This window comes from Thalassotalea litorea (assembly GCF_005843925.1).
Classification (GTDB): Bacteria; Pseudomonadota; Gammaproteobacteria; order Enterobacterales; family Alteromonadaceae; genus Thalassotalea_A; species Thalassotalea_A litorea_A.
Genome location: NZ_VCBC01000007.1, coordinates 83,036 through 105,215 on the forward strand (window position 1 = coordinate 83,036; position 22,180 = coordinate 105,215).

The 22,180-nt window shown below is 41.2% G+C and carries 19 protein-coding genes, 3 tRNA genes and 1 pseudogene; 7 read left to right on the forward strand and 16 right to left on the reverse strand.

Annotation, left to right across the window (positions count from 1 at the left end; genetic code table 11):
* Positions 1–515 precede the first annotated feature (515 nt).
* The 3 genes from FE810_RS08345 to FE810_RS08355 all read left to right on the forward strand — a co-directional run bounded on the left by FE810_RS08345 (position 516) and on the right by FE810_RS08355 (position 4,004).
* On the forward strand, positions 516–1,109 hold the full coding sequence (locus tag FE810_RS08345) for a class I SAM-dependent methyltransferase (RefSeq protein ID WP_138319597.1): 594 nt from the start codon (positions 516–518) through the stop codon (positions 1,107–1,109).
* Positions 1,110–1,162: 53 nt separating this feature from the next.
* Positions 1,163–2,317 carry an HNH endonuclease gene (locus FE810_RS08350; protein WP_138319598.1) on the forward strand — a complete coding sequence of 385 codons (1,155 nt, stop codon included), beginning with the start codon at positions 1,163–1,165 and terminating at the stop codon, positions 2,315–2,317.
* A 373-nt stretch (positions 2,318–2,690) separates the two neighbouring features.
* A complete protein-coding gene (locus tag FE810_RS08355) occupies positions 2,691–4,004 on the forward strand; it encodes a DNA cytosine methyltransferase (protein ID WP_138319599.1) in 1,314 nt (437 codons plus the stop codon).
* On the opposite strand, the gene FE810_RS08360 is transcribed toward FE810_RS08355, so the two are convergent.
* The 10 genes and pseudogenes from FE810_RS08360 to FE810_RS08405 form a co-directional block, all read right to left on the reverse strand.
* Positions 4,001–5,293, reverse strand: a complete 1,293-nt coding sequence (locus FE810_RS08360) for an LlaJI family restriction endonuclease (protein ID WP_138319600.1) — start codon at positions 5,291–5,293, stop codon at positions 4,001–4,003. The two genes, FE810_RS08355 and FE810_RS08360, sit on opposite strands and share 4 nt — an antisense overlap.
* 13 nt (positions 5,294–5,306) lie before the next feature.
* A complete protein-coding gene (locus FE810_RS08365) occupies positions 5,307–7,016 on the reverse strand; it encodes an AAA family ATPase (RefSeq protein ID WP_138319601.1) in 1,710 nt (569 codons plus the stop codon).
* A gap of 109 nt (positions 7,017–7,125) precedes the next feature.
* Positions 7,126–7,200, reverse strand: a tRNA-Gln gene (locus tag FE810_RS08370).
* A gap of 12 nt (positions 7,201–7,212) precedes the next feature.
* Positions 7,213–7,297, reverse strand: a tRNA-Leu gene (locus tag FE810_RS08375).
* Between the two features lies 1 nt (position 7,298).
* Positions 7,299–7,375: transfer RNA gene (locus tag FE810_RS08380), tRNA-Met, on the reverse strand.
* A gap of 221 nt (positions 7,376–7,596) precedes the next feature.
* Positions 7,597–7,851 (reverse strand): hypothetical protein, encoded by a 255-nt coding sequence (locus FE810_RS08385; protein WP_138319602.1) that lies wholly within the window; start codon positions 7,849–7,851, stop codon positions 7,597–7,599.
* Positions 7,852–8,134: 283 nt separating this feature from the next.
* Positions 8,135–8,215, reverse strand: a pseudogene (locus tag FE810_RS17315) (ATP-binding protein); the annotation flags it as partial.
* 103 nt (positions 8,216–8,318) lie between these two features.
* Complete coding sequence (locus FE810_RS08395) at positions 8,319–8,930, reverse strand: DUF1294 domain-containing protein (protein WP_138319603.1); 612 nt, start codon at positions 8,928–8,930, stop codon at positions 8,319–8,321.
* Positions 8,931–9,167: 237 nt separating this feature from the next.
* Entirely contained in the window at positions 9,168–10,478 is a 1,311-nt protein-coding gene (locus FE810_RS08400; protein ID WP_138319604.1) for a hypothetical protein, read from the reverse strand.
* A 135-nt stretch (positions 10,479–10,613) separates the two neighbouring features.
* Entirely contained in the window at positions 10,614–11,477 is an 864-nt protein-coding gene (locus tag FE810_RS08405; RefSeq protein ID WP_138319605.1) for a YicC/YloC family endoribonuclease, read from the reverse strand.
* 308 nt (positions 11,478–11,785) lie between these two features.
* On the opposite strand from FE810_RS08405, the gene FE810_RS08410 reads away from it, so the two are divergent.
* Positions 11,786–12,010 carry an amphi-Trp domain-containing protein gene (locus FE810_RS08410; protein WP_138319606.1) on the forward strand — a complete coding sequence of 75 codons (225 nt, stop codon included), beginning with the start codon at positions 11,786–11,788 and terminating at the stop codon, positions 12,008–12,010.
* Positions 12,011–12,096: 86 nt separating this feature from the next.
* Here FE810_RS08410 and FE810_RS08415 read toward each other — a convergent pair whose 3' ends face one another.
* The 3 genes from FE810_RS08415 to FE810_RS08425 are packed head-to-tail and all read right to left on the reverse strand — an operon-like array spanning position 12,097 to position 15,301.
* Positions 12,097–13,812 carry a GMC family oxidoreductase gene (locus FE810_RS08415; RefSeq protein ID WP_138319607.1) on the reverse strand — a complete coding sequence of 572 codons (1,716 nt, stop codon included), beginning with the start codon at positions 13,810–13,812 and terminating at the stop codon, positions 12,097–12,099.
* Positions 13,812–14,594: a gluconate 2-dehydrogenase subunit 3 family protein gene (locus tag FE810_RS08420; protein WP_138319608.1), complete on the reverse strand. Its 783-nt coding sequence runs from the start codon at positions 14,592–14,594 to the stop codon at positions 13,812–13,814. Before FE810_RS08420 ends, FE810_RS08415 begins: the two co-directional genes overlap by 1 nt.
* Entirely contained in the window at positions 14,594–15,301 is a 708-nt protein-coding gene (locus FE810_RS08425; protein WP_246036993.1) for a thioredoxin family protein, read from the reverse strand. Before FE810_RS08425 ends, FE810_RS08420 begins: the two co-directional genes overlap by 1 nt.
* A gap of 334 nt (positions 15,302–15,635) precedes the next feature.
* Between FE810_RS08425 and rph the strand changes: the two genes are divergently transcribed.
* On the forward strand, positions 15,636–16,349 hold the full coding sequence (gene rph, locus FE810_RS08430) for a ribonuclease PH (RefSeq protein WP_138319609.1): 714 nt from the start codon (positions 15,636–15,638) through the stop codon (positions 16,347–16,349).
* 108 nt (positions 16,350–16,457) lie between these two features.
* A complete protein-coding gene (gene pyrE, locus FE810_RS08435) occupies positions 16,458–17,099 on the forward strand; it encodes an orotate phosphoribosyltransferase (RefSeq protein WP_138319610.1) in 642 nt (213 codons plus the stop codon).
* A gap of 784 nt (positions 17,100–17,883) precedes the next feature.
* On the opposite strand, the gene FE810_RS08440 is transcribed toward pyrE, so the two are convergent.
* The 3 genes from FE810_RS08440 to bioH form a co-directional block, all read right to left on the reverse strand.
* Positions 17,884–19,014 (reverse strand): mechanosensitive ion channel family protein, encoded by a 1,131-nt coding sequence (locus FE810_RS08440; protein ID WP_138319611.1) that lies wholly within the window; start codon positions 19,012–19,014, stop codon positions 17,884–17,886.
* Positions 19,015–19,158: 144 nt separating this feature from the next.
* Entirely contained in the window at positions 19,159–20,451 is a 1,293-nt protein-coding gene (locus tag FE810_RS08445; protein ID WP_138319612.1) for an NADH:flavin oxidoreductase/NADH oxidase family protein, read from the reverse strand.
* A 53-nt stretch (positions 20,452–20,504) separates the two neighbouring features.
* Positions 20,505–21,341 carry a pimeloyl-ACP methyl ester esterase BioH gene (bioH, locus tag FE810_RS08450; protein ID WP_138319613.1) on the reverse strand — a complete coding sequence of 279 codons (837 nt, stop codon included), beginning with the start codon at positions 21,339–21,341 and terminating at the stop codon, positions 20,505–20,507.
* 89 nt (positions 21,342–21,430) lie between these two features.
* On the opposite strand from bioH, the gene FE810_RS08455 reads away from it, so the two are divergent.
* A complete protein-coding gene (locus FE810_RS08455) occupies positions 21,431–22,168 on the forward strand; it encodes a ComF family protein (RefSeq protein WP_138319614.1) in 738 nt (245 codons plus the stop codon).
* The last annotated feature ends 12 nt before the right edge of the window (positions 22,169–22,180 follow it).

A 22,180-nucleotide genomic window follows, 5' to 3' on the forward strand; every position in this document is an offset into this window, starting at 1 on the left:
TTATTTAGTATTTTAACTATGAAATCAATAACTATATGCATTACAACTTGATAGTTATGCTCGCCAATATGTGTAGAGTTCGTCCAGAAACATACCGCGTTACGGCATGCCCAACTTGTCCTTATTGGGGCAATAAATAAAGGCTTACTCTGATACTAAACTGTTCATTTTTTATACATAGTGCCAGTTTGCAGATCTTGATGGCACCAGTGGCTATGCCAATTATGAACGAGGTAATGATAGTGATGGGATAGAGGCATCGCGGGGGGCAATATTTGCTATCCCATTGAAAGAACAATGAAAAGTGATCGCCAGTGGCTACCTTTCTGGTTATCTTCCTATTTATTTTTCTAATTATTTTTCTATTTATCTTCCTGGTGATTGTCTTAGTTGTGCCCAGGGTGTAATCGATCGCGCCTGGAAACCCCAATGGTATTAACTAAGTTATTTTCTAGTGAAATTCAGATAAGATAGATTCTGGTCAATGGAATTGGACAGAAGGACGTTAAACGTTCATGGAAAAGAACATCTTATATTATTCAAACAATGCCGAAGCGCTCGCTGAGCAATACGATAATGTTCCTTTTGAGTCGGTGCACAAAGACTGGCTCGAAGAAATTCCAGAGCAGGGGATGGTGTTGGATGTCGGTGCTGGTTCAGGCCGTGATGCGCGTTATCTTTCCGAGCAAGGATTGCAAGTATATGCAGTTGAACCTGCTAAAGCTTTAATTGCGCTAGCTAAAGAAAAGTCGTTGAAATGTAACATAACATGGTATCAAGATAGATTACCCGACTTAGAGAAAATCAAAAAGCTAGATATTAAGTTTGATCTGATCTTACTAAGCGCAGTTTGGATGCACTTATCATCAGATGAACGTGCTATATCGCTGCAGAATATGGCATCACTATTAAGCCCTGGAGGTAAACTAGTGATTACCTTACGGCATGGTGAGTTCAGTGATGGGAGAACTGCATTTCAGTTAAGTACTGAAGAGGTGTGCCATTTAGCTGCGGACAATGGTCTATCGGTTTTATTAACAACTGACTTAATAAGAGATCAATTAGGCCGTGGTAATGTGGTTTGGCAGACAGTTGTTTTAGGGAAATAAGCGGATGGTAATATCGACAATATCCCTTGTAACGAACACGAGGTTTTAACTCAATGACATTAGCATTTTATAACGATAAACTTCAAAGCCTAAGACCTAATAAATCCTCAGGAAGAGCTAGCCCACACAAAATTTGTATGATGTTTGCTGTCATGGATTTAATTGAGCAAGGGTATATATGTGATAATCGAATTCACTATGATGAAACATTAAAAAGGCGTTTTAGTTGGCATTTTGTAAGGTTAAAGCAGGGCAATGATACAGACAGTCCATTTTTACCATTTTACCATTTGAAGACGTCAGGATTTTGGCATTTAAATGTTTCACCTGATAATCGAGCTTCTTTTGATGCACTTAAGTCACCGTCTAAATCACCTTCAGATGCTAACATGCGTAAGCTTGTAAACTTTGCGTACCTTGATGACGCTCTATTCGAATATCTTAAAAGTCCCAATACCGCCCCCATTTTGCGAAATGCTTTAACAGCCAACCTTGACACTCTAGAAGTACAATATGGTCGCTGGGCTAAATCTATTGGTAAATCAGAGAAAACGATCAATAACTATGTTGGCGCCCTTAAAAACTCTATTCCTAATTGGTTAAATGAAGCCGGCTTAACAAAACAGAGTTTATTGAGTATTGGTTCATATGTTGAATATGAGAATGTCGTTAGTAAAACATATGAAGTAAGAGAGTTCGTTGAAAAAGACAAGCGTGGCAAAGGAATGTATAGCGCCGCCATCAGAAGCTATAGAGACTTTTTATCCGATATTACACAAGCTGATGTACAACATGATATTGATGAAATTATTCTAGATAAAAACATTCCTGACACTCAAAAAACAGTCATGGTTAATACGCGAATAGGACAAGGCCGTTATAGAGAGGAATTAATTAGTCATTGGCAAGGTTGTGCTGTAACCAAATTTCAAAACTACTCATTTCTAATAGCCTCACACATAAAACCTTGGGCTAACTCAGACAATCAAGAACGTCTAGATCCATTCAATGGGCTGCTGTTACTCGCAAACATCGACAAAGCTTTTGATTTAGGTTACATCAGCTTTAATGAAAGAGGACATATACTGATTTCCGAATACCTCGAGGAATGTCAGACATTAGGAATACATAAAGATATGAATATTTTATTAGTTAAACAGCACCAAGACTATTTAGCTTATCACCGAGAAAATAAGTTTAGGCGTTAGCCTGAATAAGTGTGATGACATGAGGAATCCACCCTTGAACAGATTTTGGGTAACTGTCAGATCTAGTCGAAACTAATTCACCTTAAACGCTCTTCAGATAAAGACACCCTACAATATCCATTATAATCAATGCGTTACAACCTTCACCCTGACCTTAAAATCAAGTTTTGGGCTTTTCATATTGCCTCGGATGACAAGGGTTGAGCTCTCTACGTAGCCATTGAATCGACGATCAACAAAAATTTATATATTCTCACTTTCAGTATCGGTATTCTTGCCCCCTCTGGTTCAAACAGTATCAAAATAACAATTGTATGAATATACAGTACATGATAAAGTTGACCAAAAACGAGCATCAAAAAAGCCACGCAGCATGAAAATTTTTAATATTAAAGAAGCGTCTGATTTCTTGAACATTTCTGAATCAACTCTTTACCGTTCAATCAAACAAAACCAAATTCCCGCTCGAAAAGTTGGTAAACAATGGCGTTTAAGTGAGGAAGCTTTGTCAAAATGGCTAATGGGTGATAATAATATGAAAGATGTAATAGTTCCATTAACAGCAAAGAAAACAGAAAAAAATGAACCTAACTCTCTGAGATTTATAGATCTCTTTTGCGGAATCGGAGGGTTCAGACAAGCCGCTGAAAAACAGGGTTTAAAGTGTGTTTATTCTTCGGACAGTGATAAATTTGTTCAGGAAACATACTCTCATTGGTATGGTGAAAAGCCTTTTGGAGATATTACTGAATTTACAGCCTCTGAAGAAAAATTAAATACAATTCCCGATTTTGATATTTTGTTTGCAGGTTTTCCTTGCCAACCTTTCAGTTATGCCGGAAGAAATGAAGGGTTTGAAGATAAAACCCGTGGCACTTTATTTTTTCATGTCGCCAAAATTCTTTCTCACCACAAGCCTCAAGCTTTAGTTTTAGAAAATGTGAAAGGACTAAAGTCCCACAATAAAGGTGCTACTATTCAAGTTATTCGCGATACTCTTTCCGAATTAGGGTATACACTATTCGATGATATTATAAACAGTTATCATTTTGGTGTTCCCCAATACAGAGAAAGATGGTTTTGCGTTGGAATAAGAAATGATTTAATCAAAACTGATATTTCAGAGTTTTCTCTTAATAAGGGTAATTTAAATTTACAACCAAAACTTCTAGATATTATAGATGACAGTGTTGAAATAAATAAATCAAATAAAATTGCAGACTTTGAGCTTGAACGCATTGATTTTCATTTTAAGAATATGAATTTCTTTGAAGACAAAAGAGTTCAACATGATAATTCAAAATATGCTCCTGACACCAAGAAAGGTAGGTTTGGCGTCTACTCATATTTAAAACCTGATAAAACTTTAAGGTTTCATATAGGTGATCGCGCTAAAACACAGATTCAAGAGGCATATTATGTGCACTCGAATACTTATGCTCCCGCTATAATTGCAAATAGAAGACCGAAATTATGGGATCTAAAAAGATATTTAACAGTAAAAGAATGTTTGAAATTACAAGCTTTCCCGTCCGATTTGGAGTTTCCCGTTTCAGATGCTCAAGCGTTTAAGCAACTAGGAAACTCTGTCTGCGTGAAGGTTGTCGAGTCTGTTGTATCTGATATGTTACAATTTCTAAGGATTGCACAAAGCACAGAGTCTTCTTTATTGAAGAAGACTGGTTAACTCTGTATTGAGGCATTTAAATAATCATCGATTAAATTTTTATCAGATAAGTAAGCCTCTAGGACATCTGAAATTGACGCTACGAATGCAGGGATTTTGGTTAATTCTTTTGAGGCTCCGCTTTCCTTTTCAACTGAATATAAAACCTCAGAGAAAATTCTAAATGAGTTTTCATTTAGCAGCGTGAAATATGGAAATATAAAACCATTTTTGGGTAGCATATCTAGATTATATATAGCCTGGTATGCTTGCCCATAATAAAACTGTTTCCACAAATCTGTAAGCCCTGGTCGTGTACCTGCATTAAATAAATCATAATATTTAGCATCTAAAACATGGAGCTGATCATTATTTTTGAAAATAATATCTACTTCAGGGGCTCCACCTTCGTTTTTAGGTTTTATTTCAAGTTTTTCAGTAATTTTCTTACAATCATTCCAATTAACTTTAGGTATGTCTTCCCTTAAAGTTGAATCATGCCCCAAGGTGAACTGTAGTGCTTTTTCCCAAATTAAGTTAAAGTTTTTTGTATAAATTGCACTAATGCTATATTGCTCTTTTTCGTTAGATAGTTGCGATATTAAATCTAATACATATAACTCTCTATCCTTTGTTGTTTTAGGGTATAGCTTGAAAACTATTTCGTTTACTTCACTTTTTGTTAGGTGAGATTCGAAGTCATCCTTATCATAATTGAACTCATCTGAAATAAACTCAACTAGATTTAAAGATTCATGAATAGCCCAATTATGAATTAAAGTTAATTCATGATTATCATGTTTCATACTAGTTTTTCTATAATAGTCTTTATATATCCAAGAATTTGAAAGTTTATATGGCTGACTTTTCTTGAGTGTATTATTCCAGTTAATTTTACCTTTATCCCTAACAAAGTTTTGCTTGTTATACTTGGTTAAAATGCCATTTAATTCATAATCTTCCAGTATAAGCAACGCTGCAGAAAGCTTACCTGATTGAACAATTTCGTTTTTCCCTAAATAGTGATGAGAGAAGTGTTTAATTGATTTTATTACTTTTACAACCAGTGATTTAAATTGATGTGGATAATTTGTATTCAATTGTTTTGATGTTATGCCATAAGGTAATGATATTAACAAAGTATCGCCTACCTCTATACAGCCTACGAATGTTGTTTTAACCTTATATTTATTATCTGAACAAGCTGATTTCAAGAGGTTATTCGAAGTCAAATTCGCTATTTGCTCTTCAGCAAATAAGTCCTCGCATCGAAACACACAACCATCAACTTGAATATTTACTAAACTCATTTTACCTACCACGCTATTTATTATCTGTATCAGTGGAAGTCTTGGGGGTAATGAGTTTGCTTAAGTTGCTAGCTAATTCTTGATGAAATAAAACTGAAAAGGGTTCATTTGCATTTATTTGTTTATATATATCGCTAAAAGTATGGATGTTTTCTGAAAAAATTAACCCTCTCTTACTTTTTGGAATTTCCTCCCATAAGTAACCAATTACCTTTAAGGTCTCTTCATCAATTTCTTGCTTATTCTTCTCGGAAGAGAGCTTAATAAAAAATTGCCCCAATTGCTTATCTTCTGATAAATGTAATTTCGTCGTAAGATACGAATTTATATAGGAAATAAACCTGAGCCACTGTATATCTTTGTTGCAAATCGAAAGTCGCCAATCATTACAGTATTCTTGAGTATAATTGATATCCCAAAACCTACGTTTCCATCGTCTTTTAAAAGCAGTATCTAGAGGATACACATTTTGATCTGCGGGATTAATCGTCGCATAAATATATAGATTATTTGGGATTACAAGGCCATTAATAAAAACATTATTCTTATCGTGCTCTTTTAGATATTTTAAAAGCTCACTATTTGAGTTTGAATAATTGGTCAAGTCCCTATCAAGCAACTGGAAAATATCTCCCATAATTTCAGGTACATTGCCGCGATTTATTTCATCAATTATCAGGGCGTGCGGTGTTAATGGATCGTCGTTAGCCGCTTTTATACAAGCACTTAGGAATGGGCCGGGTTCATATTTAAACTCAACAACCGGCTCTTTATCTTTATAAATAGGTTTACTATCAGAAAGTGAGCTAAAGTATGAAGAGCCGATATTATTCTTATATAAAGTATTTGGCTTTAAACTTCCTACAAAATCTGAATAGCTATATTCAGGATGAAATGTAATTTGTGTAATATTTCGGCTTACAACCCCTTTATCTTGCGATAATTCTCTTCTTGCCTCTGTTGACTTGCCAGTTCCTGATGGACCAAAAAAAAGAACATTTAATTCATTTGTTCTAATTACTGAAGTGGCCTTTGGCTCTGTGAAACTTAGTGATTCTTGCAACTCTCCTTTGGGCACAAAGATAAAGTCTTTAAGATTACTTGTTGTCGTTAGCTTCTGAGCATAAGCCCCCTGTCCAAAGGAACCTGCAGCTACTTTGAGCCAACCACCTTTCAAGTCTAAAGTAAGTTTATTCTTGGTGTAAGGAATGATTTCCGTGATAAGCTTTCGTCTTGCTTTTAGATCGGTTGGCTTGTCGGTGTAAGCAAGTTGAATTGAGTCATTAGTTGATTCAAAACAAGTTTCAATTAACTCCTTAGGTAAATTAAACTTTTCAATAAAATATGATATTAAATCACTACCAAACAATTCTTGTTCGAATGCTTCTGATTGCAATAAAATAACGGCTAAAGATAATGCATCGATCTTTTCACCTTTTAAGTGCTGTAATATAGAAGAGTCAAAATCTTTAGAAAGGATGAAAAATGACTTTGGATCAAAATCCTCTTCAATAATTTCATAGAATGAAAATATATGATTTAGATCAATTGTCACCCTGTTCGGGTCAAATGGGATTCGCTTTTCTGTAATTTTATCGGAAGGCTGAGAAGAGTGTTTAAAGCAATATAATGTACCAATTATTCCATTATCTATCTTGCTTTTTCTTTCAATTATTACTTTATCAAGTGCTTTTACAACCACCGAATAATCTAGATAGTACATTTAACTTCCTGTTATTTTTTGACTTAATTAAATATCGCATTTAATACTACCATAGTTTTTCAGAAAGAAATGACACGTTTAGGATTTGCAATTTCAAAGATAATGAAATTGGCAGGGGTAAGAGGATTCGAACCTCTGAATGACGGGATCAAAACCCGCTGCCTTACCGCTTGGCTATACCCCTGTATAGTAAAAATGGTGCGGACGGAGAGACTTGAACTCTCACATCGTAAGATACTGGAACCTAAATCCAGCGCGTCTACCAATTCCGCCACGTCCGCATGGTGGCTACACCGGGATTCGAACCTGGGACCCCATCATTATGAGTGATGTGCTCTAACCAACTGAGCTATGTAGCCTGTAAGGAGGACGCATTATGCGTTTTATGATTCTCAACGTCAATTGATTTACTATGAATTGGCTACTTGTAACTAACAATGCAGCTGTAAAAGGTCAGGATAGGCCGTTGTACATAAAGTTACACTACATGTAATGAATTATGTGTACTATTGAAAATCGGGAAAGTCAACAAACGCAACGGTGAGTATGAGTTACGACGTATATACTGAATTTACTCCATTCAATGTATATGAATCCGAGCGAAAGAGTGCTCATTAACAGTGTCCAATATTTCGCTGTTTTGAATTCCTTTACATACTCTTATTATTTCTGCGCATTCTGAGCAAGTAATTGCACCTGTTGCTAGATATACAAACTCATCGTCTAAGTGGATATTTTCAGAACAAATTGCATAACCGTCTTTATCGGCAGCGTGATTTGTTTGGTGTGATTCATCAGCAGTATACAAGAATAATTCTTTCAGTATTCTAGCCATATTCATTCCTTGATTTCAGCTTAAAATTGTTTGTGTACTTAATCAGTTTAGTTAATAAGAAAGCTGATACAGTTGAATTAAACTTAAGCATTGAATAGAGCAGAGTTTAATCGGCTTCAGCTTGCGGTATAAGAACTTTTATTACCGTTGATAACACTCTGTTTTGTTAATTTGCACTTAAAACTGATCCACGATTTGCATTGAAAACTGATCCGCCTAGGTTGGTCTTATTATGACCAATATCTTGAAAATATCTCAAGTTATTTTTTCTTATTTTTGCAGCCGATGATTCTTTGAATCGAGAACTGTCGTTGCCAGTTTCGATGATATGGCAATGATGAGTTAGTAAGAATGCTGGGGTCAAGTCTTGAATGGTGCAACCAATATTGCATCACTGGAAATCAAAGAATGTGCGCGATACTTACAATTTGTCAAAATCTTTACTCTGGGAATTCCCACAATTCGAGTTAAGCAAACATTTTTAAAATTACAATACCATCCGGCCCTAACAACCAGCACACAGCAACGATATTCAAAATCACTGTAACCCAGAAAAATAACCTGAACTCCTTCTTTTTTGATTTGTGCCTGATGAGTTGTTGCGCGATTGTAGCGCCGGGCCACCCGCCAAATAATGCAAATAAGTGCAAGGTGCTCTCTGATGTGCGCCAGCCACCATGTTGAGCTTTGTGCTTATCCCAGCCGTACATTAAATAGGTAAATACGCTTAGCCCAAGGTAGATAAAAACTAGCGTTAGAGATATTCCTGCATAGATGGAATAAAAGGTCAAACTCACTAGGAAAAAGAAGGCTAGGTAGATACTAAATTTGCTCGTTTGTTGTGGCTGTTTTTTGATGAGCTTTTCACCGGAAAACGTAGCATCGATAGCACAGGCTCTGCCTTTGTTATCACTGGAAAGTGTATAGGTGATGACATCGTTAATTTGCGGTGTGCGTTTGCAGTTTGAAAAATCTGATTTGTGGATAAATACATTTTTGCCGCTCACATTAGTCGTAGGCGCAATAAAGCCAAATCCCTTGTTAGCATCCCAGCTAATTAATTTCCCTTTAGATCTCACGTTTACTTCCTTACTGCTTTCGTGGTTATTTAATCCGTTAATCCTTAATGTTAATGAACCCGCCATGGAAAAAGCGGGCATCAATCAAAACTTAATTGTGAGCAGCATCATTCAATATTCTGGATCTGAACACCTACAAAAATAACTCGCAAAAACATAATGCTAGTAGAATATTAATGATTAATTTAATTTCATAGTAACCATTTTTGTTACCACTCGACATATTAAAGCTGTGTATTATGTCATTATAGAAAATTGTCTATCACTATAATCGGTAGGGGTGGCGCTGGCCGATATTTCGTAGTCCGATAAACCATAACAACCGACAATTGCACCACATCTCGCTTCAATTGATAGGTCTACGCTCTGCCCAGGAATGTCAGACTCTTTTCTGTGGCTTCCGCTTGCAGTTCCAGATAATGAAACGACAAACACATGACTCTTCATGTCGTATTCAAAATTATCTTTAACGATTTCATCCACTTCATCAAAAATAGTATCTGTTTCCGCCATTCCACCAATCACACCATCATGGTCTAGCAATTCAAAACGGTTTTCGTCAATTTCGTCTCGTACTCTTTCAGCCAATGTCTCAGGGTAAACTAACGCATAAGGCAAGTGTTCAAAGACCATCTCTAAATGACTAATAAGCCACTCACTGTCAAATTCTTCAATATTTTCATCTTCCAATATCTCGTAGAAATCTGGTGCTAAACGATCAGTATCAAGCAAGATATACTTCATGAGATCCAAGTTTTCATTATTAAATTGCTTATCGTTCAATAAAGCATTGAAATCGTCATAACCAAAAATTGTTGCAACACACCTAGTCAACCCATGAAGTGACATAACAACATCATCATCTTTTAAACTATTGGAAAGTAGATGAATAAACAAATACGCAGAAGGAAATCTATGTGAGGCTAATTGTGCTTTTTGTTTTGCTGTACTAATTGCTAGAGTTCTTGCATCCCTTTCAGCTTTTAATTCGACTTTTTCTAATTCAATCTCAGCCGCTGTTGCTTTAGCCTTCGATTCAATTTGCATATTTTTTGCGGCCTCTGCCTTAGCCCTAGTTAATTCAAGCTCCTCTCTTTCACGCTCTATATCAATTTTTACTTCCTGAGCTAAAAATTCGTTATAAGGGTTGGCCCTTAAGTGCGCTTTGTTCAGTTTTTTTTGTTTGATAGCTTTATCGATATCCAAATCAACTGTATGGTCATGTCTTCTTATTTGCGTAGGTTTGACAACCTTCTCTATCTTATGAGCTAACATTGGCAAAAAGAAAATGTAAACAATGGTCAGTACAGCTGGCAATATTAATAGATCATAATTATTCCAAATAAGTGAAGGTTCATTTATAAAAGCCATTTCCTTTGACATTTTATTTATTCTAGCTTCGAGTTTACCCGCTCCCCAAATTAGCAAAGCCAATCGATCCCAATTACATAAAACCCATGAAACTACAAATGTTCCTATAATAGGGTCGCTAATACGAGATTTCGCATTTCCTTTTATTGAAGCCCAAATATCATCTAGTACTTGCATTTTTTGCTCACTGATTTTTTAATATTCTTTTATATAGGCAAATGCCCGGTCGAACAGCACCTGATCTTTATGCAGTTTATACTTTGATAAAGCCTTGCAAAGTGATTTTTATAATCTTACGACACCTTGAGAAGGCTATTCGATATTCTGAATCTGCTCTCTCATCTGTTCAATTAACACCTTAAGCTCAACCGCAGAAGCGGTGATATCGGTATTGATGGATTTAGAGCCCAGGGTGTTCGCTTCGCGGTTAAATTCCTGCATCATGAAATCCAGGCGTCGGCCTTGTGGGCCACCTTTTTTGAGGATTTTGGTGGTTTCTTTAACGTGAGAGAACAGGCGGTCGATTTCTTCGTCGACATCCATTTTCTGAGCTAGCAATACCAGTTCTTGTTCTACGCGGCCGGAATCGGGTTCGATATTGGCGTCGTTAAACTTTTCAATAATGCGATCGCGCTGCCATTGGATCACGTCTGGCATTTGCTTTTTCACCGCTTCGGCCTGGGCAGTAATGCCTTCTAAGCGTTCGACAATAAGCGCGGCCATGTTCGTACCTTCGCTGGCGCGAGCGGCTTTAAAATCTTCCAGAGCTTTATCAAAACCGGCTAAAAGCTCAGACGAGATGGTATCCATATCGGTTTCTTCGGCTTCCATCACCCCAGGCCATTTCATAATATCGACAGGATTTAACTGTTTTACATCGGCCATATCCATTAGGGCTTTGGCGTGCGCCACGAGCTGCCCGGCCATTTTGGTGTTCAGGGTAAGATTGCTTTTGGCTGCCGGGTTGGCGGTGAATCGCAGGCTACATTCTACTTTGCCGCGGTTTAACTGCTTGCGAAAGCGCTCACGCAAAATAGGCTCTAATGAGCGGAACTGCTCAGGCATGCGGAAAAAGGTTTCGAGAAAACGCTGGTTTACCGAGCGGATTTCCCAAACGGCATTGCCCCAATCGCCCTTAATTTCATTACGGGCAAAGGCGGTCATACTATGGATCATAAGTTGTCCTTAAAAATTTGTGAATTTAATAATAAAAGGACAATCAGCACTGTTATCTATTGTGGTGCCAATTGCTGAGCAAAGTATGCAACAGGAAGTGAAAAGATGAAAGGAGAAAGGAGAAAGGAGAAAGGGGAAGGTTATGGATGACCGGTATGCCGAAAATGCATGGACGCGTATTTTCGGTGGGAGGTGGAAGGTGGAAGGTGGAAGGTGGAAGCAACTTATCTATACTCATTCTTCATTTCAATCGATTTATTTACTAGGTTCTGGCTATACCAACATATAGCAACCGATGAGGAGCAGACATGGAATTATTTGAAATTGAAGAAAAGTATCAATTAACCCGCGAAGAGGCGGCAAAAGTGCTTCACCAAATCGCCGATTCACTGGAGCGGCACAACAGCTTAGATTTCGAACGTAATGGTTTGAAAATTAATGTTGATGTGCCTAAGCAGGTAGAGCTGGAAATTGAAGTGGAGGTAGAGAGTGAGAGTAAAAAATCCAGCTTGGAAATTGAAATTAATTGGTAACTCAGTCAAAACGAATTGACCGAGTTATTCAAACGCCACCTGCTTTTACTTAACTTTTTCAAAAGGAAGAATTAAGTAAAAAAACATTAAGGTGTACTTAACTCTTGCTCAATGTGTTTTGCTACACGGAACGCATTGGCGTAAATTGTGTAGGTATATGGCACAGAGCCGCCACTTGGCATAAAAGAGCCATCGGTCACATAGAGGTTTTTCACTTCGTGGGCGCAACAATTTTTGTCTAAAACCGAGGTGGCGGGATCATTGCCAAAACGGCATCCGCCGGCCTGCAGGTTTGGCGGCGGATAACTGCTCACCGAGGAATAGACGTTAGTGGCGCCCATGGCTTTTAACACGTTTTCTGCTTTTGCGGCCAGGTATTCGCCAACTTTGAGATCGTGTTGATGGGCACCGATGCGAACTTTCGCGACGGGATCTCCCCATTTATCGGTCACCTCATTATCCAGCTCGACAAAACAATCATCGGTTGGTAGCCAGTCATTAAACACTTCAAAGCGTAATGTCTGGCCGTAGTTAAAGGCATTTAATAACCGATCTTTTAAAGCATCGCCCCAAACCAGATTGTCATCTTCGTCCCATTGTTCGCCACTGGCTTTGGCAATGGCATTTTGGTGGAATAGAAAATCTATGGTGCCGCCTTTGGCCCGGTCACCAAAATCCTTATCCTCGATTTCATAAAAATCCTGAACCGCGCGGTTAATAAATGGCCCCCGTACCCGCAATAAATCCTGTTGCTCTTTACTGACTTCATCAAACATAAAATCGCCGCGACCGGTGCCACCGGCAGAGAAGATGATGTTTTTACCCACCTGACCATGGTTATTGGCAAGGCCATTAGGGAAGGCATCGGACTTTGACGCTAATAATAGCCGTGAGGTTTCAATCGCCTGACAGGCGACGATGTATTTGCGAGCGGTGATGGATTTTTTACGACCATTACGATCGTAATAATGCACGCCGGTTACGGATGGTTCTGAGTCAGAACCAGTTCCAAATTTTTGCATTTGGGAATCGAGTTTAAACACTTTGGCATTGGGAATGATTTTGCAATTACCGGTTGCTACCGCATGGTTAAGCAAGGCAGCGCGGCCTGAGCCCTTAGCGCCGGATGAACAACCATAGCTGGAACAAAAACCGGAATATTCGCAGCTTCTGCGGCCCATGGCCGGTTTTGATAATACCGCTCTTGGCACTGGAATGGGATGATAGCCAATGTCGGTAGCCGCTTTATCAATCCAAGAAGAAATCGGGTGCTCCGCTGTTGGTGGAAATGGATAATCGGATTTATGTGGTTCTAAATGCGGGTGTTCTACTACTTTGCCCGATACGCCAACTTCGCGATCCACCTGATCATAAAAGGGTTCCAGTTCTTCATAACTGATTGGCCAGTCTTCTACGTTGGCACCTTTAATGGCACCGAATTCCGATTTGAGACGAAAATCCACCGGCTTTAAGCGATGAAAATAGCCACTCATTAAATTGGATGAGCCGCCAACCATAGAGCCATTCCAAAAATCCCAACCGGATTCGGCCGTCGATTCTCCCTGCCAATAGCTTTCGCCGGCATCGTTCTCGTATTCTTCTTCGATTACATGGGGTTCGTCTTCCAGTTTTGGCGAATAGGTAGTGCGACGACAACAGGCAAGTTCGTCTTTGTAGAAATCTTTTTCATCGAGCCAGGGGCCTTTTTCCAGCACCACTACTTTGTAACCAGCTTTGGCCAATGTATATGCCACAGGTGAAGCGCCCGCTCCGGAGCCAACAATGCATGCATCATATTTCATTATGCCATTCCTTTTTTCTGCACCGGATTTACCGCTCTTGGTTTGTTGTTGGTAAGTGCAGCCGTTTTGTTTTCATTACTGGAATAACGAGAATCACCAGTGGTACTGGTATCCCTGCTATCAGCGCTATCGGAGATTTCGCTAATATCAATTTTTGCGTAAGCCGGGAGCTCATAATATCGCTTGCCTTTATCTGGCATCGGGAACCCTGCCTGATGGCTAAGCCATTTCCAGCCTAAACCTTCGGGGTTGCCACCATAGGCGGCTGGCGCCAGCATACCTTCGATTAAATAGGTTAACAGGGTATTGATCCAATTCTCACCGGCTCGGGATTTGGCAATGGTACGCAGCGATTTTTCTTTATCTTCAAACCCTAAGGTTACAAAATCCTGTTGATAGGTTTGCTGGGTATAACCATTGATCCAGCCAACCCCATTATTGATAAAGGTTTTCTCTTCCTTATCAATGGGTTGATACTCAAGCACGTTAACGAAATAGTTGAGAATGTTTAGTTCTCTCGCGCCAGGGCCTTTGTCGGAATTTGGCAATAAATGTTCAAGCACGCTGTTAAGGGTTCGCCAGGGTTCTTTTGATAGATCGGGAGCCAAATCAGCAGTCAGATCGGCATCCGATTTGCCTTCGGTAGCGATGGCCAATGACGTTGGTGCGGAAGCTACGGCGGATGCCAGCGCCGCCGATTTTAAAAACTGACGGCGGGATAAGCGCGCCTGAATTGCTGCGGGAACCTTGATGTCAGAATTGAGGAAGTGCGGGTTTGCCATTAGTCCATTTCCTGATTTACTGGTTGCGCCGTTTTATTCGTTTCACTGGATTGTTCGGCGTTTTTTTTGGCTTGCAAGCTGATATTGGCGTCATTGTTTTGTGACTGCCAGCGCTGAATAAAGGTCATCCAAGCCTGCTTGGAATAGTTACCATCTTCTAAAAACTCGGCGGTATCTTTCGATAAAATCACTTTACCCTGACCAGTCGACACATACATATGTGGGTACCCAAGTACTGGTGGCAACCCTGCCATAAACTCGGCGTTTTCATTACTGTCACTCACGTTAACTTTAAGCAAGACGAAATTGTCGTGCAACGCCTTGTAGATATCTGGGTTTTGCTCTAAAAACGCGTCCATTTTATGGCACCAGGTACACCAGTTACCGCCGATTTCGATTAATACATTTTTACTGCTGTGCCCCGCCAGCGCGATGGCGGCAATGGCATCGGAAAAGGGATCGCGACTATCATCATAAATTTTTGAATAGACGGGTAAGGCTTCGGCAATCTTTGCGGTTTTCGGATCTCTAGGCTCAACCGTGGTCACGCTACCACCACTCTTTTTTTCCTCAGATAGCGTTTGTTGCATGCTGTCTTTGGCACTCTCTTGGGCGTTTTCCAGGGCATTCGCGCTATTTATAGTACTGCAACTGAGCAATAGAGCGGTGATGAGCAATTGCCATTTCGGCACGGAGTTTAAATTCATAACTTGGCAGACTTATCCTTTCGTGTGAAAAACCCATACCGCTAATTGAAACAGCGCATTCAGCGCGCCAACATCTTTGGCGTATAACTGTTTAGTTTATATGGGGTTATCTACAAGACCATAATAACTGTAACTATATTTCATTATTGCTGCGCATACCAACCGCCAGACAAAACCAATGAAAGCCTCACTAACAACACAGTAACAATAGGCTAACAGAATGAATTTACAGCCAATTGAGCGCCTGCAAACTCTATTATCTTTCGTTGTGAACGACTATAATGCGTATCAAAATTTGCCCTAAACCAAATCTTAACCAGATAAGGAACACCTTATGCGCCCCAGTGGAAGAACTGCCGGACAAATCCGGCCTGTGACCATCACCCGTCAATTTACCTGTCATGCCGAAGGCTCAGTGTTGATTGAATTTGGTAATACTAAAGTAATTTGTACTGCCACTGCAGAAGAAGGTGTGCCTCGTTTTCTAAAAGGTCAGGGTAAAGGCTGGATCACTGCAGAATACGGCATGTTGCCACGTTCAACCCATACCAGAATGCGTCGTGAAGCTGCCAATGGTAAACAAAGCGGCCGTACCTTAGAAATCTCTCGCTTGATTGCTCGCGCATTGCGTGCCGCGGTAGATTTAAATGCTCTGGGCGAGAATACTATCACCGTAGATTGTGATGTGATTCAGGCCGATGGTGGCACCCGCACGGCATCAATCACCGGTGCATGTGTTGCTCTTGTGGATGCATTGAATCATTTGCGCAGCAAAGGTGCGATCAAAACCAATCCGTTAAAACATATGATTGCTGCAGTTTCTGTCGGTATTTATAAAGGCGCTCCGGTATCCGATTTGGATTACCCGGAAGATTCTGAAGCGGAAACCGATATGAACGTGGTCATGACGGATACCGGTAAACTAATTGAAGTACAGGGTACCGCTGAAGAAGAACCATTTAGCTTTGATGAAATGAACGACATGATGCAACTGGCCAAAGCCAGCATTATGGAATTGTTTGAAGCGCAAAAAACCGCGCTTATCTAAACTAAGTAGGTTGACCGAATAAGGTCAGCGTTTATTGAACTAACGTAATACCGAGCAAGCTAAGACTGTTTCAAGCTTGCTCCATTCCCGCACTAACTGGAATAAACAATGAAAGATTATCAACGCGAATTTATCGAATTTGCTCTGGAAAAAAACGTTCTTCGATTTGGTGAGTTTACCTTAAAATCCGGACGTACCAGCCCTTACTTCTTTAATGCCGGATTATTTAATACTGGCCGCGATTTGGCGCGATTAGGTCGTTTTTATGCCGCTGCTCTAGCCGATAGCGACATCGACTACGACTTATTGTTTGGCCCAGCCTATAAAGGCATTCCGATTGCAACCACAACCGCCGTAGCATTAGCCGATCATCACGATTTAGACGTACCTTATTGCTTTAACCGTAAAGAAGCGAAAACTCACGGCGAAGGTGGCAACCTGGTCGGTAGCGAATTAAAAGGCAAGGTTATGCTGGTGGATGATGTGATCACCGCTGGTACGGCAATTCGTGAATCGATGGAAATCATCAAGGCCAATGGCGCCGATTTAAGTGGTGTATTGATTGCTTTGGATCGTCAGGAAAAAGGCAAAGGTGAACTAAGCGCGATTCAGGAAGTGGAACGTGATTTCGGCACTGCTGTAGTTGCTATTGTGAGCTTAACGGATGTGATTAGCTTTTTGGCGGAAAAGCCTGAAATGCAGGAGCACTTAGAGAGTGTGAAGGCTTATCGCGAACAATATGGTATCTAACTGTTCGTGATTTTTGTGGGTGGGACGATAGTCTGACTCGTGTCACTAGTCGAGACTATCGTCGGGTGACAGAACCTTCTCGCTGTCAGGTTCAAGGTGACAGCTGACGCAATGACGACGAAGGGCCTTACTTTCTAAGTTTCTTTTAAAAAAGCTCCTTTACGGAGCTTTTTTTGTACCTGGCTTTAGATTCCCTGTCGTGGCAGGGAATGACGCGGTTGCGGCTCTTAAGTTGAAATCTTCACCTCGTCATACCGGGGTCGCCCGGTATCTGTAATTGAATTTGAGATTCCGGATCGGGGTCCGGAATGACGAAAAGGTTTATTGTCGGTGCTTACGGAATGACGAAAAGGTTAGAGGTGTTGGTAGCACTGACAACCAAAGACAGCGGATCAGCAAGAAAAAGGGATTTCGCCAAAGTCCACATTCGTCATCCTCATGAAAATGGGGATCTCTGGCTTGAGATTCCGGATCGGGGTCCGGAATGACGAAAAGGTTTATTGTCGGTGCTTACGGAATGACGAAAAGGTTTATTGTCGGTGCTTACGGAATGACGAAAAGGTTAGGGGTGTTGGTAACACTGACAACCAAAGACAGCGGATCAGCAAGAAAAAGGGATTTCGCCAAAATCCACATTCGTCATCCTCATGAAAATGGGGATCTCTGGCTTGAGATTCCGGATCGGAGTCCGGAATGACGAAAAGGTTTATTGTCGGTGCTTACGGAATGACGAAAAACTTAGGGTTGTAAACATCCGATAAAATCAAAGTCGAGCCTGGTGCTTCTACTTCTCGATTCCCGCTTCCGGCTCATTGTCGTCTGAACCCTTATGGTTCGAAATATCCTGGGGAAACGACTTAATATAAACATCGTGTTTGGAGTAGGGGATTTCGATACCCAATTCATTAAATTTCTTATAAATGGCGGTATTGATCTGATCGAGAATGCGACCTCGAAATGCCGGCTCTTCAATCCAGCCCATCAATTCAAAATCCAGCCCTGATGGACCAAAAGTTCGAAACCGCACCACAGGTTCAGGAAAAACATTCATTTCTGGTTCCTGCTCTGCGACTTCGGTCAGCACTTCTCGTACCTGATCGACATCGCTGCCATAGGCCACGCTTACTTGCGCGCGGATCCGATAGTTAGTGCTGGGGCCGCCGGATTCATTAATGACTTTGGTGTTTCCCATTACCGAGTTAGGGATCGTCACTTCAATATTATCGCGGGTTAATAGCCGGGTACTGCGCAAGCCGATATTGGTGACTTCGCCCCGCTCTCCGGTTTCAAGTACCACATAGTCGCGAATTTTGTAGGGCGCGTCCGCCATAATAAACACCCCGGAAAACAGATTTGCCAGGGTGTCTTTGGCGGCAAAACCCACCGCAATACCAATAATACCGGCACTGGCCAACCAGGCGGTCATATCAATATTCCAGGAGGATAAAATATAGTAAATAGAGACGCCGAGAATAATTAACAGCGCCAGATTTTCAAACAGAGGTAAGGTTTGCGGATGCAAGACACCAAAATAACGGTCATTGTCGGCGATTTGTCGCAAGCCGATTCGGGTAAATCGAATAAGAAACACTGTCCACAGCATGAATAAGATGGTGTAGTAAATTGGGAACAGGGTTTTACTAATTGGCCCGGGAAGGTCAAGAATTCCTGTAGCGATAATCAGACCAACGATTAAGATGCTGTAAAAAACTGGCGTATGCAGCAACTCGACTAAACGGTCATCAAATTTGGCTTTGGTATTATCGGTAAACCGTTTTACCCAGGCTAAAATGATTTTATCGATAATCCAGGCGGCCAGCCAAAACAGAACAACCATTACGATCGCGTGTAATATCGGATTTTCACCGATGATACTCAGATAGTTGTCCAGTTTTTCGATCCATTGATGCTGCATTATCGTCTCCTTCAGCTTTAGGAAACCTTCCACAAGCTGTGTTACACGTTCAGATAGATACAACAATAACTCTTATCTGTAGCCGTTACCGGGGTCATTGCCCCGTATTGTGTCTGGCGATTGCCAAAATTTCTAAAAAAGTGCTTAGTTACTACTAAACAATTTCTTGCCCTGAGCCTTGTTGCGCGCCAGATTATTTTGGATGTCCGTATACAAATGACGGAAAAAACCTTTGCATACATTAAAGTCTTTGTCCGGCTTTAATCCTTTGGATAACCGTATGATTTGTTTGTAATAATAGCTTACCTGACCGACAGTATTCATGGTTTTTATTAAAGGGATCGGGCTGTTATTGCCCCAAAAGCCAGTGCCGATTTTTAACTGATGTTCAAAATCATCGATACTATCGACCTTTTGTTCAATCAACTTCTGACTCACGCCTGGCTCTGAACATAATGGCCTTGCCAGACCAACCACGTCTACCTCACCACTTTCCACCGCGCGTTCCATCACCTCGCGGGAACGAAACCCACCGGTGATCATCAATGGCACTTTGGCATTTTCCTTAATCGATTCCGCATATTCAATAAAATACGCTTCTCTGCGGCGGGTACTTTCCCGGACTTCTGTCGCTTCAACCCCCATTAATGACAACTGTTCATAGGTGCCACCGGAAATTTCCAGTAAATCAATACCGTCTTCGGCCAGCCATCCCGCAACCTGAACACAGTCTTCCTGAGTAAAGCCACCTTTTTGAAAGTCTGCGGAATTGAGCTTTACCGCTACCGGAAAACTATCACCAACGGTTTTGCGAACCGCCTGAACAACGCGACGAGCGAAACGGGCGCGATTTTCGAGGCTACCACCCCATTGGTCTTGTCTGAGATTGGTTTTTGGCGACAAGAACTGACTGATTAAATAGCCATGGGCACAATGAATTTGCACACCGGTAAATCCGGCTTGTTTGGCGAGGCGAGCGGTATTGGCGTAACGGTAAATCGCATCTTCAATTTCAATTTGCGTCATCGCCCGTGGTGTCGAGAAAAAAGAGAGAATTTTTAATTGTACTTCCGAAGGGGCAATCGGTTGGGTATTGACAAAATTTTGGCACTGACGACCTGGATGGGAGATTTGCATCCAAAAATGATTGCCACCTTTAGTACCTGCCGCAGCCCAGGCTTTAAACTTTGGCAGATCGCGGCTGTCTTCAAGAACCACGTTACCGGCGCGCTCAAGATAGCGACGATCGATCATCACATTACCGGAAATATGCAACCCTGTGCCACCTTCGGACCAGGTTTCGTATAAGGTATTTAATGCCGATGTGGGCCGATCCCAGGGATCTGCCAGGCCCTCAGTCATGGCACTTTTACCTAGACGATTAGGTAATGTTGCACCACAGGGCAGAGAAAGAGAATTTGCTAAAGGAGAACTCATAAACGCCTATCTACACCAAATCTAATCAATACCAGCGTTTTCAATTGCATCTGTTAATTAACAGTACTGGTATTTTTATTGTTATCTGCACTTATCTTACCAGTTATCCAGTCCATTAACACAGTGTAAAATTCATCACTATGGGAAATAAACGGCGCATGGGAAGCACGCTCGAACGTATAGGTATCGGTGTCAGGCCATAATTTATCCACCTGAGGGATCACTAACTTCGGCACTAACGCATCCAATCGACCATACATTCGCAAAACCGGAACTGAAATATTGACTAGCTTAGCTCGTAAATCGACCTGTTCTAGTAAGTTCAATGAATGATCGAGTGTTTCAATACTCGCCGAAGGATACTCATGGATTAATGCGCGTATGGTTTTAATGTCCTGGCGCACGTGTTCTGAGCCCATTGCTTGCAGTTTTAAGAAATTATTGATGGTTTTGCCGGCATCATCAGCAAGCGCAGCATGGAACGACGTTAACAATCGCGACTCGATACCGGGCCAACTATCCCCGGCGCGAAATTTTGGCGTTGAACACAAGCTGACCAGCCCTGCCACTAAGTGCGGGTAGCGCAAGGTCAATTGTGTTGCCACCAGACCGCCTAATGACCAGCCAACAAGCACCGCTTTACCGGACAGCTCCGCCTGCAAGGTTTTTGCAACGCGATCGGTAATGGTATCCAGAGCATAGTCGTGACAAGTATTTTGATGATTTAAACCAAAACCAGGCAGGTCGACACCAATCACCTGAAAATGTTGTGCCAGCCGCTTGCTTACGGGATCAAAAATTGCACTGTTCAGGCCCCAGCCATGAATAAATACAATGGTTGTTTGCGCAGATGCATTGGAATGCCGATGAACCTTTAATAACTCTGCCATGCTTAGTAATACTTCTTAATGATTAAACGCGAACCGCGAATACGATAAAACAATGAAAGATAGTGTCATTTTACGCAAGGAAGGGAAAAGTGGAAACCATACCAGCAACAATGTTTCGATCTGCCTTTGCGCGCATGCAAATGCTCTACCAACACTGGCTCACCATGGGGCCGTGCTTGTGGTGCCAACAACGGAAACAGTCTCCCCAGCTTTTGTGTTCGGATTGCCAAAAAGCCGTGCCGGTGTTCAATCAACAAGCTGACGGTGCAAACTTGCTGGAGTATCCCGCCATCGCCAATCATATCGCCTGTAAATATCTGGACACGTTATTGGTGCTGTCCCCCTATCAACATCCATTGGATCAATGGATAAGCGCCCTTAAATTTCAGCGCAGACCCGATTATGGGCGCCTGCTGAGTTATCTTTTGGCGGCGCATTTGCAGCGATTGTTTCAACAAGGGGTAAACTCGGCGGAGTTGTTAGTGCCGGTACCATTACACTGGCGACGACTAAAATCCCGGCAATATAATCAAGCCACATTAATTGCTCGGCAGGTGAGTAAAATCTGCAATATTCCTTTGTCGAACGACTTGCTAAGGCGAAAAACATCAACCGCCACACAAGTTGGTCTGGGTGGGAAAAAGCGGCGAGGTAACTTACGGGATGCCTTTGATATAAAAGACAAACATTGGCTGCCACAACACGTTGCCATTGTTGACGATGTATTAACCACAGGTTCAACGGTCAATGAAATTGCCCGGGTGCTGAAGCGCCAGGGCGTATCTAGGGTGAGTGTATATTGTGTCGCCATCAGCCTGAATGACTGATGGCATGTCCAC

Coding starts and splice junctions, on each gene's coding strand:
- FE810_RS08345 (WP_138319597.1), top strand. CDS start 516: ATGGAAAAGAACATCTTATATTATTCAAACAATGCCGAAGCGCTCGCT.
- FE810_RS08350 (WP_138319598.1), top strand. CDS start 1,163: ATGACATTAGCATTTTATAACGATAAACTTCAAAGCCTAAGACCTAAT.
- FE810_RS08355 (WP_138319599.1), top strand. CDS start 2,691: ATGAAAATTTTTAATATTAAAGAAGCGTCTGATTTCTTGAACATTTCT.
- FE810_RS08360 (WP_138319600.1), bottom strand. CDS start 5,293: ATGAGTTTAGTAAATATTCAAGTTGATGGTTGTGTGTTTCGATGCGAG.
- FE810_RS08365 (WP_138319601.1), bottom strand. CDS start 7,016: ATGTACTATCTAGATTATTCGGTGGTTGTAAAAGCACTTGATAAAGTA.
- FE810_RS08385 (WP_138319602.1), bottom strand. CDS start 7,851: ATGGCTAGAATACTGAAAGAATTATTCTTGTATACTGCTGATGAATCA.
- FE810_RS08400 (WP_138319604.1), bottom strand. CDS start 10,478: ATGCAAGTACTAGATGATATTTGGGCTTCAATAAAAGGAAATGCGAAA.
- FE810_RS08405 (WP_138319605.1), bottom strand. CDS start 11,477: ATGATCCATAGTATGACCGCCTTTGCCCGTAATGAAATTAAGGGCGAT.
- FE810_RS08410 (WP_138319606.1), top strand. CDS start 11,786: ATGGAATTATTTGAAATTGAAGAAAAGTATCAATTAACCCGCGAAGAG.
- FE810_RS08415 (WP_138319607.1), bottom strand. CDS start 13,812: ATGAAATATGATGCATGCATTGTTGGCTCCGGAGCGGGCGCTTCACCT.
- FE810_RS08420 (WP_138319608.1), bottom strand. CDS start 14,594: ATGGCAAACCCGCACTTCCTCAATTCTGACATCAAGGTTCCCGCAGCA.
- FE810_RS08425 (WP_246036993.1), bottom strand. CDS start 15,301: ATGAATTTAAACTCCGTGCCGAAATGGCAATTGCTCATCACCGCTCTA.
- rph (WP_138319609.1), top strand. CDS start 15,636: ATGCGCCCCAGTGGAAGAACTGCCGGACAAATCCGGCCTGTGACCATC.
- pyrE (WP_138319610.1), top strand. CDS start 16,458: ATGAAAGATTATCAACGCGAATTTATCGAATTTGCTCTGGAAAAAAAC.
- FE810_RS08440 (WP_138319611.1), bottom strand. CDS start 19,014: ATGCAGCATCAATGGATCGAAAAACTGGACAACTATCTGAGTATCATC.
- FE810_RS08445 (WP_138319612.1), bottom strand. CDS start 20,451: ATGAGTTCTCCTTTAGCAAATTCTCTTTCTCTGCCCTGTGGTGCAACA.
- bioH (WP_138319613.1), bottom strand. CDS start 21,341: ATGGCAGAGTTATTAAAGGTTCATCGGCATTCCAATGCATCTGCGCAA.